9 protein-coding genes and 1 pseudogene are annotated in these 20,068 nt (G+C 57.0%); 2 read left to right on the forward strand and 8 right to left on the reverse strand.

All coding sequences use genetic code 11. From position 1 onward, the window contains the following. Nucleotides 1-369 precede the first annotated feature (369 nt). Nucleotides 370-1,842 (forward strand): pyruvate kinase, encoded by a 1,473-nt coding sequence (gene pyk / locus H7A79_RS10950; protein WP_187000258.1) that lies wholly within the window; start codon nt 370-372, stop codon nt 1,840-1,842. Between the two features lie 280 nt (nt 1,843-2,122). Here pyk and H7A79_RS10955 read toward each other — a convergent pair whose 3' ends face one another. The 3 genes and pseudogenes from H7A79_RS10955 to H7A79_RS10965 all read right to left on the reverse strand — a co-directional run. After that, entirely contained in the window at nt 2,123-2,617 is a 495-nt protein-coding gene (locus H7A79_RS10955; RefSeq protein WP_135036545.1) for an outer membrane protein assembly factor BamE, read from the reverse strand. Between the two features lie 56 nt (nt 2,618-2,673). Next, a complete protein-coding gene (locus tag H7A79_RS10960) occupies nt 2,674-14,157 on the reverse strand; it encodes a YadA-like family protein (RefSeq protein ID WP_353663646.1) in 11,484 nt (3,827 codons plus the stop codon). A 144-nt stretch (nt 14,158-14,301) separates the two neighbouring features. Continuing rightward, nucleotides 14,302-14,730 (reverse strand): annotated as a pseudogene (locus H7A79_RS10965) (ESPR-type extended signal peptide-containing protein); the annotation flags it as partial. A gap of 1,272 nt (nt 14,731-16,002) precedes the next feature. Between H7A79_RS10965 and H7A79_RS10970 the strand changes: the two are divergent. Next, entirely contained in the window at nt 16,003-16,155 is a 153-nt protein-coding gene (locus tag H7A79_RS10970; protein WP_353663618.1) for a hypothetical protein, read from the forward strand. Nucleotides 16,156-16,189: 34 nt separating this feature from the next. On the opposite strand, the gene secB is transcribed toward H7A79_RS10970, so the two are convergent. The 5 genes from secB to pyrB all read right to left on the reverse strand — a co-directional run bounded on the left by secB (nt 16,190) and on the right by pyrB (nt 19,688). Then, nucleotides 16,190-16,624, reverse strand: a complete 435-nt coding sequence (gene secB, locus H7A79_RS10975) for a protein-export chaperone SecB (RefSeq protein ID WP_187000260.1) — start codon at nt 16,622-16,624, stop codon at nt 16,190-16,192. 59 nt (nt 16,625-16,683) lie between these two features. After that, nucleotides 16,684-16,944, reverse strand: coding sequence for a glutaredoxin 3 (gene grxC, locus H7A79_RS10980; protein ID WP_187000261.1), 261 nt, complete (start codon nt 16,942-16,944; stop codon nt 16,684-16,686). 248 nt (nt 16,945-17,192) lie between these two features. After that, nucleotides 17,193-17,996, reverse strand: coding sequence for a serine O-acetyltransferase (gene cysE / locus H7A79_RS10985; RefSeq protein WP_135036529.1), 804 nt, complete (start codon nt 17,994-17,996; stop codon nt 17,193-17,195). Nucleotides 17,997-18,298: 302 nt separating this feature from the next. Continuing rightward, nucleotides 18,299-18,757: an aspartate carbamoyltransferase regulatory subunit gene (gene pyrI / locus H7A79_RS10990; protein ID WP_187001702.1), complete on the reverse strand. Its 459-nt coding sequence runs from the start codon at nt 18,755-18,757 to the stop codon at nt 18,299-18,301. A gap of 10 nt (nt 18,758-18,767) precedes the next feature. Then, nucleotides 18,768-19,688: an aspartate carbamoyltransferase gene (pyrB, locus tag H7A79_RS10995; protein WP_135036554.1), complete on the reverse strand. Its 921-nt coding sequence runs from the start codon at nt 19,686-19,688 to the stop codon at nt 18,768-18,770. Between the last annotated feature and the right edge of the window lie 380 nt (nt 19,689-20,068).

A 20,068-nucleotide genomic window follows, 5' to 3' on the forward strand; every position in this document is an offset into this window, starting at 1 on the left:
CACAGCTCTTTCAATGCGGCGGCTGCAACACACCATCAACACCCTGCCCACTATTTGGAGCCGGGGCGAATCGGCAGCCGTAACCAACCTCAGGCCGTCTGAAATAATATTTCAGACGGCCTGAGGTTGATGTATACCTATATTTTCAAATTGAAAACAATCAGTTGGTTTCTCGCTTCCAAACCCTTGCTCTCCCCCGCCCTGACTTTCCGCCCCGTTTGTTGGAAATATTTAGCTTAAGTCATAAAAAACTGTAATTTTCCGACAGGCAAACCTCTTTCGGGTTACAATTTCAACCTTATTCAAATCAACAACTTCATTGATACCCCACCGGGTTCCATCTCCTATCCAAACGAAAGGCTATCCCCCATGAGTGCTTCCAAACGCGATTTAACCCGCATCCGCCACAACACCAAAATCGTGGCCACGCTCGGCCCGGGCAGCAACAATATCGAATTGTTGAAAGATATGATTGCCATCGGCGGCCTGAATGTGGTGCGCTTCAATTTCAGCCACGGCACCCCCGAGTTTCATCAGGAAAATGCCCGCATCGTGCGCGAGGCGGCCAAACTGGCCGGCCGCGAAGTGGCGATTATGGCCGATTTGCAGGGGCCGAAAATCCGCGTGGGCAAACTCGAAGGCGGCAGCGTCCGGCTCGAAGCGGGCGAAAAACTGCTGCTCGATGCCGCGCTCGAAGGCGAGGGCAGCCGCAACCGCGTGGGCTTGGACTACCGCGATCTGCCCAAAGACGTTCAGGCAGGCGATGTGCTGCTGCTGGACGACGGCCTGCTCACGCTGATTGTGGACAGCGTAAACGGCAGCGAAATCCTCACCACCGTGCAAAACAGCCACACACTCAAAAGCAATAAAGGCATCAACAAACAGGGCGGCGGCCTCTCTGCGGGCGCGCTCACCGAAAAAGACTTCCGCGACCTGAAAACCGCTGTGGGCATCGGCTGCGACTATCTGGCCGTGAGTTTTGTGAAATCGGGCGAAGACATGAAAACCGCCCGCGATTTGGTCGAGCGTGAAATGCAGGGCAGCAGCGCGGTGCGCCCCGGTTTGGTGGCCAAAATCGAGCGCGTGGAAGCCATTGCCAATCTCGATGAAATCATTCTGGCTTCAGACGGCATCATGGTGGCGCGCGGGGATTTGGCCGTAGAAGTGGGCAATGCGGCCGTGCCCGCGCTGCAAAAACGCATGATACGCCGCGCACGCGAACTGCGCCGCTTCAGCATCACCGCCACCCAAATGATGGAAAGCATGATTACCAACCCCGTGCCCACCCGCGCCGAAGTGAGCGATGTGGCCAACGCCGTGCTGGACGGCACCGATGCCGTGATGTGTTCTGCCGAAACCGCCATCGGTGCTTATCCGTTTGAAACCGTCCGCTATATGGCTTTAATCTGCGCCTCTGCCGAGGCTGAACAGGATTCGCTCAACGGCGTGAGCGAAGAGCATCCCGAAGCACCGGTGAGCGGCAATCTTGCCATCGCCGGCGGCGCGGTGCAGGTGGCGCGTGCCGTCAATGCCAAAGCCATCGTGGCCTTAACCGAGAGCGGTTCCACCGCATTTGAAATCAGCCGCCACAGCATCCAGCTGCCGATTTATGCGCTCACCCCCAGCCGGTCGGCGCAGCGCCGTATGGCGATGTACCGCGGCGTGCGCCCGCTGATGATTGCCACCAGCGCCGATCACGACACTGCAGTCGATGAGGTGGAAAACATGCTGCTCGAGCGCAAGGTGCTCGATGCGGGCGACCAATACATCATCACCAGTGGTTCGCGTATGCGCGAGTCGGGCTCCACCAATATGCTGCAAATCTTCACCGTGCGCGGTTGATAGCAGCCTGCAAAGGCTTTGCCGCACAAAAGGCCGTCTGAAAAAAATATTTTCAGACGGCCTTAAGGTATTTTTGCAAAGTTCACAAGATGTTTGTCTTCCACCATATTCTGGATTGATTTGATTATCTTTTTTCTCTTAAGACCATAACAGATACCCGGGTCAAGCCCGAGTATGACGGAAGTGTTTTAAAACCGGCACGGGTTTTGCCAACATATCAGGCCGTCTGAAAATATTTTTTTCAGACGGCCTTTACCGTTTCAAATGCCTGAACCGGCGATTACTGGCGGATACGCTTGGCAGAGGTTTCTACTTCGCGCACAATAATCTGCGGCTCGGGCTCGGGAGCGGCAACCGGGCAGGAAGCGGTTTCGGGATCAACCGCTTTCCAATGGAAGCTGCGGGCATATTTTTTGCTGTCGTAAATAATCTTAAACTGACAGGTGGTTACGTTATCGGTGCCCTGCCCCGGCGTGTGGAAGTGAAACACATAATCCCATTCGCGCACATTAAACATGCCCTCGTTGAAATGCGGACGCCCCAGCAGTTTGTAAAACTGGTCTTTGGTCATGCCCGCTTTGATTTGCGCCAGCTCATCGGCGGTGGGGAAAGTGCCTTTGTTGTGTTTGAACGAGGGCGACACTTTATGCACCGGCGGGAATACGGGGTTGTCGGTGGTGCCGTCTCTGCTCACATTGCTTTTGGTGGCGCAGGCCGATAAAGCCGCCGCCAAGAGCAGGCTTGCGCCTGCCTGAATGATGGTTTTTGTTTTCATATCGTTTTCCTTGTTGTTTCAGACGGCCTGCACCAACAGGCCTTCTGAAAGCCTTGTTACCACTGATAACCTACGCCTGCGGTTGCACCGTAATGGCCGCGCGAGTTGCCGGTGGCGGAGCCTTTGATTACCCAGTTGCCGTTGTCGGAAATGCTGGAATAGCCCACGGCATAGCCGCTTTCACCCCGGTATGTACCGCCTGCCACGGCTACCATGCTCTTACCGGGCAGATAAGCCTGCGGCAGCCCGGCTACGGCCATGGCGGTTGCCGTGCCCGCATTGGAGCGGTTTTCTACATCATCGATGCGGCGGTTGAGCTGGTTGCCCATGTTCACCGTGTAGTTGGCCACATTGTTGATGGCTTCATTGGTGTAATACAGCTGGCTGCCGTTGATGGCATCGGTGGAAGCAGCAGATATCTCACCATCGGCTACATTGGTGATTTTCTTACCGCCTGCATCCACACCATCTACGGTAACGCTCGGGCCGCCGGCAATGCTCAGGCCGTTGCCGTTAACGGTAGTACCGCCTGCTTTCACGGTTTCAACCGTCAAATCTTTGGCTGTGGCGACTTTATAGTTGGTGCTGCCGTCCGCGTTGCTGCTTTGCTCTACGACAATATTATCGCCTGCACTAACAGTGGTTTTAGCTTTCACCGCTGCTTCGTTCACCGCGGCGATGGCATCGTGGATGCTGCCTTTACCGGTGCCGCCGATATTACTCATCCCTACACTGCCGTCAGGGGCAACCTTAGCATCACCGCCCAACACACCGGCCACAGAAGTTACAGTGTTGTAAAGCTGGCCGCCGTTCACGGCTTCTTTGCTGTCTTCAGCAATGCGGCCTGCGGCCACATTGGTAACGGCTTTGTTGTTGGCGTTCAATCCGTCTTTATCGATATAGGTGTTACCGCCTACCTTAACGCCGTCATTACCCAGCACTACTTGGCTCTCGCCGCTGCCGGCGGTTACTTGGTCGAAGTTTACCTCTTTGGCAGTAGCGACTGTGTAGTTAGCGCTGCCATCTGCATTCTGGCTTTGCTCAACCACAATGTTGTCGCCCGCACTTACAGTGGTTTTAGCTTTCACCGCTGCTTGGTTCACTGCGGCGATGGCGTCGTGGATGCTGCCTTTGCCGGTGCCGCCGATGTCGGCGTTGGTGAATGCGCCGGTGTCGGGATCATAAGCGGTGGTGCCGCCGATGATGTTTTTCACCCCTTCGCCTTGGGCATACAGCTGGCCGCCGTTTACGGCTTCTTTGCTGTTTTGCGAAACTTCGCCTTTTTCCAGCCCGGTAATCTTGCCGTTGCTGCCCACTTTCAGACCGCCTGCTGTGAGGCCGTCTGAAGTCAGTGCCACATCGTCGCCGACTTTCACGCCGTCTTTGTTCAGCACGGTATCGCCCGAGGTGACGCTGTCGAAGTTTACGTCTTTGGCGGTGGCAACGGTGTAGGTGGTGCTGCCGTCCGGGTTCTGCTCTTCGGCCACGGTGATGTTCTCGCCCGCTTTCACCTTATTGGCGGCAGCAGCCGCGGCTTTCTTCAGCTGCGCTACGTTGGCGGCATCGGTGTCGGCGGTTCCTTCGGCTACGTTGGCTATCTTGTTGCCGCCGTTGTCCAACCCGCCCGCGGTGAGGCTGACGGGGCTGCCTGATGCGGGGGTGATGGTCAGCCCGCCGTTGTCCAGCACGCTGTTGCCGGCGGTGACTTTGTCGATGCTGATTTCTTTGGCCAGCTTCACGGTGAGGGTGTCGCTGCCGTCTGAAACTACGCCGATGTTGTTGTCGGACAGTTTGGCCGCATCGGTTAGGCCGCCTTTGATGTTGGCGGTGGTGCCCAGTTTGCGCTCGAAGCTGCTGCCGCTGTCGCCTGCAAAGGTGAGCGGTTTTTGGATTTCGGTGCCGATATTGTCCAGCGCGCCCTGGATGGTGCTGGCGCCGGCATACTGGCTGCCGTCTGCTTTGGTTACGGTGAACACCGGGGCGGCAACGGTGCCGTTGGCATCAACCGTTGTGCCGAGGGCGGCGGCAATCGGGCTGAGCTGCGATACGTTCACGGCATCGGTGCCGGCTTTGCCTGCGGCGACGTTGGTTACGGCTTTATTGCCGGCGTTGATGCCGTCTTTGTTAACGGCTACATCGCCTGCTTTGAGGCCGTCTGAAGTCAGTGCCACATCGTCGCCGACTTTCACACCGGCGTTGTTCACGGTGGTGTCGCCTGCTGTGAGGCTGTCCACGGTAACGGCTTTGGCCAAGTCGAAGGTGACGTTGTCGCTGTCGTCTGTTTTGCTGATCACGATGTTGCCGTCGCTGTTGTTCAGATCAACGGTTTCGCCCGGTTTCACGTTGCTGCTGTTTTTGCCGTTGGCGCTGAGGTTCCAGCCTTGGTCGGCGGTGCCTTTCACTGCGGCGATGGCGTCGTGGATGCTGCCTTTGCCGGTGCCGCCGATGTCGGCGTTGGTGAATGCGCCGGTGTCGGGATCATAGGCGGTGGTGCCGCCGATGATGTTTTTCACCCCTTCGCCCTGGGCATACAGCTGGCTGCCGTTTACGGCTTCTTTGCTGTTTTGCGAAACTTCGCCTTTTTCCAGCCCGGTAATCTTGCCGTTGCTGCCCACTTTCAGACCGCCTGCTTTAAGGCCGTCTGAAGTCAGTGCCACATCGTTGCCGACTTTCACGCCGTCTTTGTTCAGCACGGTATCGCCCGAGGTGACGCTGTCGAAGTTTACGTCTTTGGCGGTGGCAACGGTGTAGGTGGTGCTGCCGTCCGGGTTCTGCTCTTCGGCCACGGTGATGTTCTCGCCCGCTTTCACCTTATTGGCGGCAGCAGCCGCGGCTTTCTTCAGCTGCGCTACGTTGGCGGCATCGGTGTCGGCGGTTCCTTCGGCTACGTTGGCTATCTTGTTGCCGCCGTTGTCCAACCCGCCCGCGGTGAGGCTGACGGGGCTGCCTGATGCGGGGGTGATGGTCAGCCCGCCGTTGTCCAGCACGCTGTTGCCGGCGGTGACTTTGTCGATGCTGATTTCTTTGGCCAGCTTCACGGTGAGGGTGTCGCTGCCGTCTGAAACTACGCCGATGTTGTTGTCGGACAGTTTGGCCGCATCGGTTAGGCCGCCTTTGATGTTGGCGGTGGTGCCCAGTTTGCGCTCGAAGCTGCTGCCGCTGTCGCCTGCAAAGGTGAGCGGTTTTTGGATTTCGGTGCCGATATTGTCCAGCGCGCCCTGGATGGTGTTGGCGCCGGCATACTGGCTGCCGTCTGCTTTGGTTACGGTGAACACCGGGGCGGCAACGGTGCCGTTGGCATCAACCGTTGTGCCGAGGGCGGCGGCAATCGGGCTGAGCTGCGATACGTTCACGGCATCGGTGCCGGCTTTGCCTGCGGCGACGTTGGTTACGGCTTTATTGCCGGCGTTGATGCCGTCTTTGTTAACGGCTACATCGCCTGCTTTGAGACCGTCTGAAGTCAGTGCCACATCGTTGCCGACTTTCACGCCGTCTTTGTTCAGCACGGTATCGCCCGAGGTGACGCTGTCCACGGTAACGGCTTTGGCCAGATCGAAGGTAACGTTGTCGCTGTCGTCTGTTTTGCTGATCACGATGTTGCCGTCGCTGTTGTTCAGATCAACGGTTTCGCCCGGTTTCACGTTGCTGCTGTTTTTGCCGTTGGCGCTGAGGTTCCAGCCTTGGTCGGCGGTGCCTTTCACTGCGGCGATGGCGTCGTGGATGCTGCCTTTGCCGGTGCCGCCGATGTCGGCGTTGGTGAATGCGCCGGTGTCGGGATCATAGGCGGTGGTGCCGCCGATGATGTTTTTCACCCCTTCGCCTTGGGCATACAGCTGGCCGCCGTTTACGGCTTCTTTGCTGTTTTGCGAAACTTCGCCTTTTTCCAGCCCGGTAATCTTGCCGTTGCTGCCCACTTTCAGACCGCCTGCTGTGAGGCCGTCTGAAGTCAGTGCCACATCGTCGCCGACTTTCACGCCGTCTTTGTTCAGCACGGTATCGCCCGAGGTGACGCTGTCGAAGTTTACGTCTTTGGCGGTGGCAACGGTGTAGGTGGTGCTGCCGTCCGGGTTCTGCTCTTCGGCCACGGTGATGTTCTCGCCCGCTTTCACCTTATTGGCGGCAGCAGCCGCGGCTTTCTTCAGCTGCGCTACGTTGGCGGCATCGGTGTCGGCGGTTCCTTCGGCTACGTTGGCTATCTTGTTGCCGCCGTTGTCCAACCCGCCCGCGGTGAGGCTGACGGGGCTGCCTGATGCGGGGGTGATGGTCAGCCCGCCGTTGTCCAGCACGCTGTTGCCGGCGGTGACTTTGTCGATGCTGATTTCTTTGGCCAGCTTCACGGTGAGGGTGTCGCTGCCGTCTGAAACTACGCCGATGTTGTTGTCGGACAGTTTGGCCGCATCGGTTAGGCCGCCTTTGATGTTGGCGGTGGTGCCCAGTTTGCGCTCGAAGCTGCTGCCGCTGTCGCCTGCAAAGGTGAGCGGTTTTTGGATTTCGGTGCCGATATTGTCCAGCGCGCCCTGGATGGTGCTGGCGCCGGCATACTGGCTGCCGTCTGCTTTGGTTACGGTGAACACCGGGGCGGCAACGGTGCCGTTGGCATCAACCGTTGTGCCGAGGGCGGCGGCAATCGGGCTGAGCTGCGATACGTTCACGGCATCGGTGCCGGCTTTGCCTGCGGCGACGTTGGTTACGGCTTTATTGCCGGCGTTGATGCCGTCTTTGTTAACGGCTACATCGCCTGCTTTGAGACCGTCTGAAGTCAGTGCCACATCGTTGCCGACTTTCACGCCGTCTTTGTTCAGCACGGTATCGCCCGAGGTGACGCTGTCCACGGTAACGGCTTTGGCCAGATCGAAGGTAACGTTGTCGCTGTCGTCTGTTTTGCTGATCACGATGTTGCCGTCGCTGTTGTTCAGATCAACGGTTTCGCCCGGTTTCACGTTGCTGCTGTTTTTGCCGTTGGCGCTGAGGTTCCAGCCTTGGTCGGCGGTGCCTTTCACTGCGGCGATGGCGTCGTGGATGCTGCCTTTGCCGGTGCCGCCGATGTCGGCGTTGGTGAATGCGCCGGTGTCGGGATCATAGGCGGTGGTGCCGCCGATGATGTTTTTCACCCCTTCGCCTTGGGCATACAGCTGGCCGCCGTTTACGGCTTCTTTGCTGTTTTGCGAAACTTCGCCTTTTTCCAGCCCGGTAATCTTGCCGTTGCTGCCCACTTTCAGACCGCCTGCTGTGAGGCCGTCTGAAGTCAGTGCCACATCGTCGCCGACTTTCACGCCGTCTTTGTTCAGCACGGTATCGCCCGAGGTGACGCTGTCGAAGTTTACGTCTTTGGCGGTGGCAACGGTGTAGGTGGTGCTGCCGTCCGGGTTCTGCTCTTCGGCCACGGTGATGTTCTCGCCCGCTTTCACCTTATTGGCGGCAGCAGCCGCGGCTTTCTTCAGCTGCGCTACGTTGGCGGCATCGGTGTCGGCGGTTCCTTCGGCTACGTTGGCTATCTTGTTGCCGCCGTTGTCCAACCCGCCCGCGGTGAGGCTGACGGGGCTGCCTGATGCGGGGGTGATGGTCAGCCCGCCGTTGTCCAGCACGCTGTTGCCGGCGGTGACTTTGTCGATGCTGATTTCTTTGGCCAGCTTCACGGTGAGGGTGTCGCTGCCGTCTGAAACTACGCCGATGTTGTTGTCGGACAGTTTGGCCGCATCGGTTAGGCCGCCTTTGATGTTGGCGGTAGTGCCCAGTTTGCGCTCGAAGCTGTTGCCGCTGTCGCCTGCAAAGGTGAGCGGTTTGTTGGCGGCGTTGCTCAAGTTGGTGATGGCATCGCCCACGTTATTGGCGGTAGTGGTGTTGCCGGTAGCCGGGTCGGTAACGGTGTAGGCCGGCCTGCTGACGAGGCCGTCTGCATTCACTGCCGAGCCGCCGCCCAAGGCTTTGGCAACGCTGTCGGCAATGCCGAAAATCTGGCCGCCGTTTACGGCTTGTTTGCTGTTGGCCGCAATGCTGCCCGGTGCCACGTTGGCGATGGTTTTATCGTTGGCATTCAGGCCGTTATTATCGATATAGGTGTTGCCGCCCACCTGCACGCCGTCGTTGCCCAACACAACCTGGTTGCCGCCGTTGCCGGCGGTAACTTTGTCGAACACCACTTCTTCTTTGGTGGCTACTGATATGGTATTGCCGTTTTGGGTGAGTTTGATGTTTTTGCCGGCATCAACGGTTACGGTTTCGCCGTTTTGCACCTTTTTATCGGCAGGTGCGGCGGTGTTGTCGACCGCTTGGCCGTCTGAAGCAGACGTGGCCAGGTTGAAGCCTGCGGCTTTCAGTTGGGCAACGTTTACGGCATCGGTGTCGTTTGTGCCGGCGGCCACGCTGGTAATCTGGCGGGTAACGGTAGTGCCGTTGCCCACAGAAACAGCTCCATAAAGGCTCCTGGATGTCCAAGTGGTATTGTTTTTATCTGTTACCGCGCCCAAAGGATCAACACCTTCTGCGCCCCCTGCCACATTTGCCACGCTGCCGGCACCCAATGCCACCGCGTTGTCAATCGCTGCGCGGGAACTGTTGCCGATGGCTACCGAACCCGTATTTTCAGCTACGGCGCTCGCGCCGAAAGCCGCAGAATTATCAGCCTGCGCGCGCGAGTTGCTGCCAACCGCCGTTGCATATCTGCCGCCTCGTTCGGCCTGACCGCTATTATCGGTTTTGCCGGTTCTTGCGTTGTAGCCCAGCGCGGTGCTGTATTGGGCGTTTGATGTGGTAGCGGCAGAGGCACCCAATGCCACCGAGCCCATGCCGCCCGCTTCTGTTTTATAGCCGACAGCCGTAATCAGGCCGGCCTCCGGTATGCCTGCGGCGGCCGTGGCTTTGGCATCTTCACCCAGCGCGATGCTGCCGTTTGCGGTAACGGTTGCGCCTTTGCCGATGGCAACAGAATTGTTGCCGCCCTTGCTGTTGGCTGCATCGCCTGCCCGCGCGCCTTTGCCCAACACCACGGCATTTTCGGCTTCGGCTACTGCTGTGGCAGATGAGCCGATCACGATTGAGTCGTTGGATTCGGTTTGTGCGCCGTAACCAATGGCGATATTGTTTTCTTTACCGCTGCCCAAGGCTTTGGCAGCCGCGCCGATGGCGATGCCTCTCAAACTTTCGGTTCGGCTTTCCGAACCCAATGCCAACGCTTTTTCCGAGCCTGCATTCGCTTTATAGCCCACTGCTGCCGCTTGGGCGCCGGATGCGGCGGCGCCGACACCCGCAGCCAGTGCACCATCGGCTGTGGCACCTTTGTTATCGTAGTTATCCTGCCTGTTGCCGCTGTCGTTGGTGCTGTAGTAGCGGGTTTTCGCCGCCTCCACTGCCGCATCTACCGCATTGATAGCCTGATTAACATTGCCATACTTCTTACCGCCTATCTCTAATTCGGTGCCGTCAAGTGTGTTGCCGCCCACCTTAACGCCGTCATTGCCCAACACCACTTGGTTATCGCCGCTGCCTGCGGTAACTTTATCGAACACCACTTCGTCTTTGGTGGCCACTGAGATGGTATTGCCGTTTTGGGTGAGTTTGATGTTTTTGCCGGCATCAACGGTTACAGTTCCGCCGTTTTTAACCTTTTTATCTGCAGGTGCGGCGGTGTTATCGACCAGTTGGCCGTCTGAAGCAGACGTGGCCAGGTTGAAGCCTGCGGCTTTCAGTTGGGCAACGTTTACGGCATCGGTGTCGTTTGTGCCGGCGGCCACGCTGGTAATCTGGCGTGTTGCGGTACCATCGGCACCCACAGAAACTGCCGCCATTGTTGATGTCCACGCTGAGCCGGTTCTATCGGCAACTGCGCCGAGCGGGTCAGCTCCGAGTGCGCCCTTATCCACGTTTGCCACGCTGTTGGCGCCCAAAGCCACACCCATATCAACTGATGCCGAAGCGTAGGCACCGATGGCCAATGATCCTTCTTTTGTAGCTACGCTGTTGGCACCCTGGGCGATAGAGTAATCGGCCTGCGCCGCTGCATTGGTACCGATTGCCACGGCATACCTGCCCTGCTCTCTAACATTTCCGTTCTCAACCAAGCCGGTTTTGGCGTTAAAACCCAAAGCGGTGCTGTATTCGGCAGCACTTGTGGTGGCAGATGAAGCACCCAAAGCCACCGAGCCTACGCCGCTGCCTTCGGCTTTATAGCCGATGGCGGTGATCAGGCCACTCTTCGTGGCCGCAATGGCGGTTGCCTTGGCTTCTTCGCCCAACGCAATGCTGCTGTCGGCTGTTACTTCTGCACCTTTGCCGATGGCAACAGAGTTGCTGCCGCCGTTATGGGCTTTGGCTTCTTTGCCCAACACCACGGCATTTTCGGCTTCGGCCTCTGCCCGGGCAGAGGTGCCGATCACGATGGAATCGTTGGATTCTGTTTGCGCCTCATTACCGATGGCGATATTGTTTTCTTTATCGCTGCCCAGGGCTTTGGCAGCCGCACCGATGGCGATACCGCTTGTGCTTTGGGCTTGGCTTTGCGCACCCAATGCCAATGCCTGCTCTGCACCGGCATTGGCGTTATAGCCCGCGGCCAATGCGCCGGTTTGCGATGCAGCGGCACTCATGCCCAATGCAACCGCATTATCCCCGCCTGCATTGGCTCCGCTGCCGGCTGCCAATGCGCCTGTTTTGGAGGCCTTAGCCTGCGTGCCCAATGCAGTGGCGTTGGCGGCTGTGGCTTTTGCATAATAGCCGGCCGAAAGCGCGGCATCTCCTGTTGCATTGGCCTGATAACCGATATTGGTTGCACCGGTGCCCTCCGCTTGGCCGCCCACGGCAATGGCAGAATCGCCTTCGCTCACTGATGATGTGCCGATGGCTACGGCATTGTTGCCGTCTGCGCTGGTGTTGCTGCCGAATGCCATTGCGCCCTGGCTTGATGCGAAAGCGGCTTTGGTGTTGGTTTTGGCGTTATAACCTACGGCATTATCGTAATTTTTGCCGGCTTTCGCCGCCACGCCCGCCGCCAATGCGCCTTCTCCCTCTGCGCCGGCGTTATCATGGTTATCCTGCTCTGCACCGCCGTCGTTTACGCTGTAGTATTTGGTTTTGGCGGCCTTCACGGCTGTATCCAAAGCGTTAATGGCCACGCCCACATTGCTGTAGGGGGTGCCGTTTACACTAAGCTGGGTGTTGTCGAGCGTAATGTCCTCCGCGTTGGGATTTGCTGTTTTGTCCACAGGAAAGGTGATGCTGCTTACTTTCAGATCATCTTCAAGCGCAAACGTGATGGTTTCGCCGTTAGTTGGCGATAAGCTTTGCGAGAGCTTCATATTTTTGCCGGCATCAAAAGCAATGGCATCGCCGTTTTTCACTTTTGCCACTCTGGAGTTTTCTGCGGTGCCGCCGCTGTTTTTAAGAGTGGTAAACTTAAAGCCTGCCGCCTTGAGCTGCGCCACATTCACGGCATCGGCATCTTCCTGGCCGGCGGCCACGCCGGTAATCTGGCGGCTTTGCTGATTGCCGTTTTCGTAGTTGCCTACAGAAACCGCCGCTTTGGTGGATGTCCAGGCGTAGCCCGTTTTATCGGCTGCCGCCTCCAGCGGATCTGCGCCGGTGATACCTGCACTCACAGAAGCCCGGCTGTCTTTGCCCAAGGCAACGCCGTCTGAAACTTCCACTTTGGTGTTGCTGCCCAAGGCCACTGCACCCGATATGGCTTTTACGCCGCCGAAGGTGATGCTGTCGGTGCGGTCGGGCGTGGTATCTCTGGCGGGGGCAATGTTGGTGGTGGTGAGCGTTGCGTTTGATGCGCCGATTTTCACGTTGTTGCCGAGAATAAAGCTGTCGGAGCTGGTGTTACCGATCAGGTTTTTATTGCCGATGGCGTAGCTGTTGGCGCCGCCTACCACGCTGCGGGTGTTGATGGCCCGGTCGGCAGCCTGGGCGGTGGCGTTATTTTGCAGCGAGCTGCCGATAGCGCCCGAATATTGTCCGCTCACCACCGCGCCCGAGCCCAGCGCCAGACCGCCATGCGCGCCCGAAACCACCAGGGCATCGCTGCCCAAAGCCACGCCGCTGTCGGCATGGGCGGCAGAATAACGCCCCACCGCCGTAGCGCGGTCGCCGGCAAACGAAGTGGTGCCCAAGGCCAAACCGTGCGCCTGTTTGGCGCGCGCCCGCGAGCCTACTGCGGTGGCATAGTTGCCCGCCACGGCATACGAACCGATGGCCAGGCCGTTTTCATTGATGGATTGGGCGGTATTGCCCAAAGCCACGCCGCTGTTGTGCGTGGTTTTGGAAGCCACGCCGATGGCCACTGATCCCGTGCCTGCTGCATTGTTTTGCTTACCGATGGCGATGGCGTTGTGGCCGGTGCCGCCGATAATGTTGCTGGTGCCTATCGCAATGGCCGGCTCTTCGTTGGCGGTGCCTGCTCCTGCAACAGTGTTGCTGCTGCCCATCACCACGGCGTGGGTGCGGGTTACAGTGTTTGCATTACCCTGAAGATGCACGTTGGCATTGGCATTCACTTTATTGCTGCTGCCGATAATGGTGGCGTTGCTCAGGTTGAGCGGAGTATTGGCGGCAGTGCTGACATTGTTGGCACCCAGCACATAAGTGCCGGTGCCGGATACGGTGTTGTTGCTGCCGATGGCGGCGGCATTGGCGGCAGTAACATTATTGTTTTTACCGAGCGACACGGCATTCTGCCCGCCTGCTTTGGCATCATTGCCCACTGCGGTGGCAGATTGGGCCGTAGCTTTGGCTCCCGAGCCTACCGCCACGGCACTGTCTTGGGTTGCCTCTGAGTCCAACCCCACCGACACGGCATAAGCTCCTGCGCCTTGGGCATTTTTTCCGATAGCCACTGCGCTGTCGGCATTTGCTCTGGCATTTTGTCCGACAGCTATCGTATCTTTTACGCTGGCCGCTGCATTCGCGCCCAACGCCATGCCATATCGCCCCGATGCAGCAGCACCGTTACCCACCGCTACAGCGTATGAACTGGTTGCAGTAGCGGCAGTACCCACTGCCATTGCCCCTTCGGCGGTCGCACCGTCATTATCGTAGTTGTCCCGTTTGTTTCCGGCATCGTTCACACTGAAATAGCGGGTTTGTTTGCGGATATTGGTCAGCTCTTCGGCCACCGAATAAAGCTGGCTACCGTTGATGGCATCGGTGCTGGCAGCTGAAACCATACCCGGTGCCACATTTTTCAGCTGACGCTCATAGCCCGCCGAACCGAATGAAATCTGGTCGCCCGCCTTCAAATTATTGCCGCCGCTGAATGTGAACGTTACACCGTTAATGGTTACATTACGGGTCAATGTAGCCGATTCGTCCGTTGTCGAACCGGCACCGATCGCCACCGCATTTTCTTTATCCGCCCTTGAGCCGACACCCAAAGCAACCGAAGCGGTACCGCTGGCATTGGCGCGGGTACCTAAGGCCGAAGCCAAATCCCCCGCATTGGCACTTATGCCTACTGCCACCGCGGCAGAACCTGCTGTAGTAGGATAATAACGTTTTCCCACTCCTTTACCGGGCTGGTCGAAATGCACCAAGTAATCACCTGTCAACTGATTATATTTTAAGGCTTGGGGCGTATTGTTGGCACTAGCATTATCATGGGCCGTATTCCACCCTGTTAGAACTGCACTATTTGTAGTGGCCACCCCATCCAAGTCATCCCCGCCAATAGCAATGGAAGATGTCCCGCTAGCTCTGGTATTGGCTCCCACAGCTACAGATTGTACCCCCGACGCCTTTGCCTCAGAACCCAAAGCTACTGACTGATTAGCGTGTGCAGTTGCGTCTGCTCCACAGACAACACTGCCTGTATTTGCAGCAGAATTCGGGTATACAGTATTAGTAGTACATGTTAAATTGGCCGCATGTACATTGGCCGAAACAGCATAAAACCCCAGTAACAGGGGAATAGTACGCAATACCAACGATAAAATCCGAATACCGCCCGCCGCTTTCACGCGGCAGCCGGCAGGCTTGCCTTTGGCAGTTTCAATTTCAGACACGGCAACCCATGCCCCTAGTGCTTCGTTCCAAATACTACGGTAATTCTTGTTCATAGGTTTTATTCCTTTGGATTCAGACTGTTCAATACTTCTCCGGCAAATTCCGAAGCAGCACCCCATCTACAAAATCTCAACTGACGTTTATTGTCACTTAATAGCAAAATATGCATTGCCAATCTATATCTTAATTTATAGTATTGAAACTTATATTTTTGCCGTTTGCGATACAAATCAGCCGTTTATCGAAATATCATTATCAAATATAATTTGATTTTTAATATTTCTTTTAAAATATATACAATATCCATGCAATTTGTGTGCCATATGAAAAATGACTTGCCTATTTTTAACAAAAAGGTGTTCAGGCCGAAGGCCGTTTGAAACGCCTGATTACCGTGATTTCCGTGCGGGCAGGCGGCACGGCGGCGCGGGTGAAGGACATAACGCGACAATGCGGCGGGGTCATGGCGTGCATAGCGGTGCCTTTTGCCGCATCGCACCTATGTGGTCGGATATAAAAGGCTTGAGGCCGTCTGAAACATCTGATTATCGTTATGGGCTTTGCAAGATTGCTGCGCTGCCCCGCGCAGGCGGGAATCCGATTGTTTTTTAAGTGATTGAAATAAACATGAGATATTTTTAAAGCCCGATTCCCGCCCACGCGGGAATAACGGGGCATCAATGTTTTCAGGCCTGGATTAGTTTTTTGCAAGGGGCTTAGGCCGTCTGAAAGTTTTCAGGCGGCCTTACGGCATCTTTACAAAGGTTTCGGCCTTTTCCTGACGGGGTATCTTTTCCCACCTGCAAGCTGTTTATGGCGGTTTGGGCTGAAACCCAACAAGGCGGGGGCAAGCAAGGCTGGCAAAACACTCGGCAAGCAGCGCGCGGCAGCGTGGCGGTGCGGGCGGGTAAGCGGGGCCGGGCGGCACGGCGGCGGGATAGTGCGGGGCAGTCCTGCCTGCCGTAAAAAATTGGCCGTCTGAAAGTTTCAGACGGCCTTTGGCTTAAACGGCTTGGCGTGTTCCCAAACATGACATTTCTCAAACACGCGGGCTTGTTTCTAAACGGTTTGGGTTTGGGGAGAACTTGTGCAAGGCAGCGGGCGGCAGGGTCAGGGGTGTGCGGGGAAAACCGCCGCGAGGGCAGGTGGCACGGCGGCGCGGGTGAAGGGCATCGCAGCAACACGGCGGGGTCATGGTGCGCATGGTGCCGTTTGCCGCATCGAGCCGATGTGGCCGGATAGAAAAGGCTTGAGGCCGTCTGAACGTTTCAGACGGCCTTACGGCATCTTTACAAAGATTTCGGCCTTTACCTGACGGGCTATCTTTTCTAATCTGCTAACTTTTTTGCGGCGGTTTCAATCCCGCCCCAACCCCGCGCGGCAGGCAACGCGTGGCGAAGCAGGAAACGGGGCTGGAAACCGGCAGCGGGCAAGCAGCACGCGGCAGCGTGGCGGTGCGGGCGGGTAAACCGGGCCGGGCGGCGCGGCGGCGGGGTAACGATGCGGTGGTTTTGTCTGCCGTAACAAGATTCAAGGCCGTCTGAAAGTTTCAGACGGCCTCGATAAGCTGTTCAGGCGTTAGGCGTTGCCTTCTTGGGCTTGTTGGTACATGGCCTCGAAATTAATCGGTGCCAGCAGCACGGGCGGGAAGCCTGCGCGGGTGATGGCGCTGGAAACGGCTTCGCGGGCATAGGGGAAAAGAATATTCGGGCAGGCAACGGCCAGCAGAAGCCGGGTGTCTTCTTCGGGAATGTTTTCCAAACGGAAAATGCCGCTTTGCGATACTTCGTTGAGAAACATCACGCGCTCATCGGGCAGTTTGGCGGTTACGGTTACGGTTACGGTTACTTCGTGAAAGTTTTCTTCGAGCTTTTCACTTTCGGTGGATACGCGCATATCGACTTCGGGCTCGCCCTGCTCTAAAAAGATGCCCGGCGCATGGGGCACTTCCAACGATAAATCTTTGATATACAGTTTTTCAATGCTGAATACGGGTTGCTGTTCTTCGCTCATGGTTTTCTTTCTGTTGGTTTAAGGGATTAATCATGCTGCACACGGCAGCGGGAAACGGTTCAGCCGCCGGCCAGCAGGCTTTTCAGGCGGCCTTTTTGGTGCAGGGCGTATAAATCGGTGAAGCCGCCCACATGGGTTTCGCCGATAAAAATCTGCGGCACGCTGCGCTGGCCGGTGCGCTGCTGCATTTCGCTGTAGCCGGCGGGGTTTTGGTCGATGCGGATTTCGGTTATTTCTTCTATGCCCTGCGATTTTAAAAATTGTTTGGCCATGGTGCAGTAGGGGCAATGGGGGCCTGTGTACATGGTGATCGGCTGCATGGTATTCCTTTTTTATGCGGGTGTGCCGGCGCGGCGGGGGTTTGCTTGGCGGCAACGGCAGCTCGGGGCTGCCGGGTTTTGCCGCTGCCTGCGGCCTGCCTGCTTTTGGCTGCTTTTCAATGTGAAGCAGACGGGATATATGGGCGTTGCTGTGTTTTTGCAAGCGGGCGGTAAACCGCGCCGGTTTGCGGGATATGCCTTCAGGCCGTCTGAACGGTTTCAGACGGCCTGAAGGCAGCCTGCGGGGTTCAAATCACAAAACCTATGCTTTGATCCATTTCGGCGGCGGGGTTGCAGGCTACTTTGCCGGCAGGTTTCGCGGGTACGCCCACTACGGTGGTGTGCGGCTGCACTTCGGCCACCACCACGCTGCCGGCGCCGATTTTGGCATTTTCGCCGATGCGGATGTTGCCCAACACTGAGGCATTGGCACCTATCATCACGCCGTCGCCCACTTTGGGGTGGCGGTCGCCGCTTTCTTTGCCTGAACCGCCCAGGGTTACGCCGTGGAGAATCGAGATGTTGTTGCCGAGCACGGCGGTTTCGCCCACAACAAATCCTGTGGCGTGGTCGAGCATCAGGCCGCTGCCGAAACGGGCGGCGGGGTGGATATCGACGCCGAACACTTCGGATGAGCGGTTTTGCAGAAAATAGGCCAGGGTTTTGCGTCCGCAGGTGTAGAGCCAATGGTTGATGCGGTGCGCCTGAATCGCGTGAAAGCCTTTGAAATATAACAGCGGCAGCGAATATTCATCGCAGGCGGGGTCGCGCTCGTAGCAGGCCAGCAAATCGAGCTTGACGGCTTCGGTGATGGAGGAATCGCTGCTTAAGGCTTGGATATACATTTCAAACAGGGCGCGTGCGTCCATTATCGCGCTGGAAAGTTTGCTGGAGAGATGGTAGGCCAAAACCGAATCGATGGTGCTGTGGCGCAAAACGGTTTGGTGCAGAAAGCTGGCCAGAAGCGGCTCGGCGGCTGCGGCTGCTTCGGTTTCTTCGCGAATGGCCTGCCAAACATCGAAATTCGGGGTGTTGAGATGGTCTTTTTTCATGATGAGGCCGTTTGAAATAGTGGATTGAACCGGTGTTATATTATAAGTTTGGCGGTGCTGGCAAGCGCGCACGGCAACCATCTGCAGATGGTATGGTAGGCGGCTTGATCTCCGTTGCGGCGCTGCTTGCTCCGCCGCTGCCCGAAGAGAGTGGTTGTGCAGGCCGGCAAAACGTTAATGGAATCGGTTTCTTGCCTGTATGGCTTGCGGCTTGCTGCCTTGTGCCGGAAATAAAGCGGATTCGCTGCATTCGGAATCAAACCGCACTGCCTGCATTTTTAACCGCGCTTGGCAGCCGTGTGTCAAGCCTCGGCAACAAATTCACGCGAATAGGTTTTTTCGCAATAATGACACTTCAGCCTGGTTTGGCTGCTTTGGGTTTTCACATAAAAACGGCTCTTCACCGGCTCGCCGTGGCTGGCGCAGTTGGGATTGGGGCAACGGAACACTTCGCTGATGATTTCGGGCAGGCTCAGGTGGCGTTTTGCAACCACTTGGAAATCTTCAATCACGTTAACTGTGGCTTCCGGCGCAAACACGGCCAGCCGGTTGGCGGCTGCTTCATCGAGATGCACGCCCGAAATTTTAATAATGTCTTTGCTGCCGTGGCTTTTGCTGGGCAGATTGAAACCCACGGTAACGGCGTTGCCCGGGTGCAGCAGTTTGAATTGGCGCAGAATCGTGAGGCCTTTGCCGGCGGGGATATGGTCGATAACGGTGCCGCTTTGGATGGCTTCAACGCTGTATTGCTTTTTGTTCATCATGCGCTCCTTATACTTCTTCGTTGAGAATCAAAGACAAAATCGCCATGCGGGCATACACGCCGTTGGCGGCCTGCTGAAAATAACAGGCATAGGGGGTGGCATCGACATCGGGGTGGATTTCATCTACCCTCGGCAGCGGGTGCAGAATACGCAGGTTGCTCTTGGCAGCGGCCAGCATAGATGCCTCCAGATTGAATCTGCCTTGGATTTTGGCAAATTCCTGCTCATCGAAACGCTCGCGCTGCACGCGGGTCATGTAGAGAATATCCGCCCATTCTACGGCTGCTTCCAATGAGGGCAGAATCTGATAGCGGCAACCGGCTTCGTCTAATTCTTCGGTGATGTAGTCAGGCATGGCCAGGCTGGGCGGCGAAACGAAAGCAAATTCACAGCCCCAGCGTTTTAACGCCTGCGCCAACGAATGCACGGTGCGGCCGTATTTCAAGTCGCCCGCCATCGCGATTTTCAAATTGTTCAGACGGCCTTGCGTTTCGTAAATGGTTACCAAATCGAGCAGGGTTTGGCTGGGGTGTTGGTTGGTGCCGTCGCCCGCATTAATCACCGGCACGCTTGAAAACTCGGCCGATACGCGTGCGGCACCGTCTTTGGGGTGGCGTTGGATAACCGCATCGGTGTAGCCGGAAATGATGCGCGCGGCATCGGCCAGCGTTTCGCCTTTTTTCGCGCTGGTGTTGGCACCGTCTGCAAAACCGATTACCTTGCCGCCCAAACGCTGCACGGCAGTTTCAAACGATAGCCGCGTTCTTGTGGAAGGCTCGAAAAAACATGAGGCTATCAGTTTTCCTGCCAGCAAATCACCGCGCGGCTCGGCCTTGAGTTTGAGCGCGGTGTGCAGCAGCAGTTCAAGCTGCGGGGTGCTTAAATCGGAGATGGAAATCACATTTTGACGGTAGAGCAGATTGGGCATGGCATTTCCTTTTCCCATAAAAAAACCCGTTGATACGGGCATTGTCGGAAAACGGCAAAACCGCTGCGGCAGGCAGCGCAGCTGAAAAGACGGCGCGGGCAAACAAAATACATGGCGGTTTTGCGGTCGGTAAACTGCGGCTGATTATCGCACAAATCGAAGGCCGTCTGAAAGCATTGTTTCAGACGGCCCCAACAGCATTTGCGGTTTCTCAAATTTCCAAAACATGCCCGATAGCGCCGCTCCATACAGCTAATCCAATAAAAGACATTGCGCAGGGGGCGTGCAACCACCATTGCCTGCCCGCTGAAGCCATTGCGGGACGGCCAATCTGGGAAATGCCCGCAGCCATAGCGAAACTGCGCAGTATTGGGAATCAC

It is taken from the genome of Neisseria musculi, from assembly GCF_014297595.2.
GTDB lineage: Bacteria > Pseudomonadota > Gammaproteobacteria > Burkholderiales > Neisseriaceae > Neisseria > Neisseria musculi.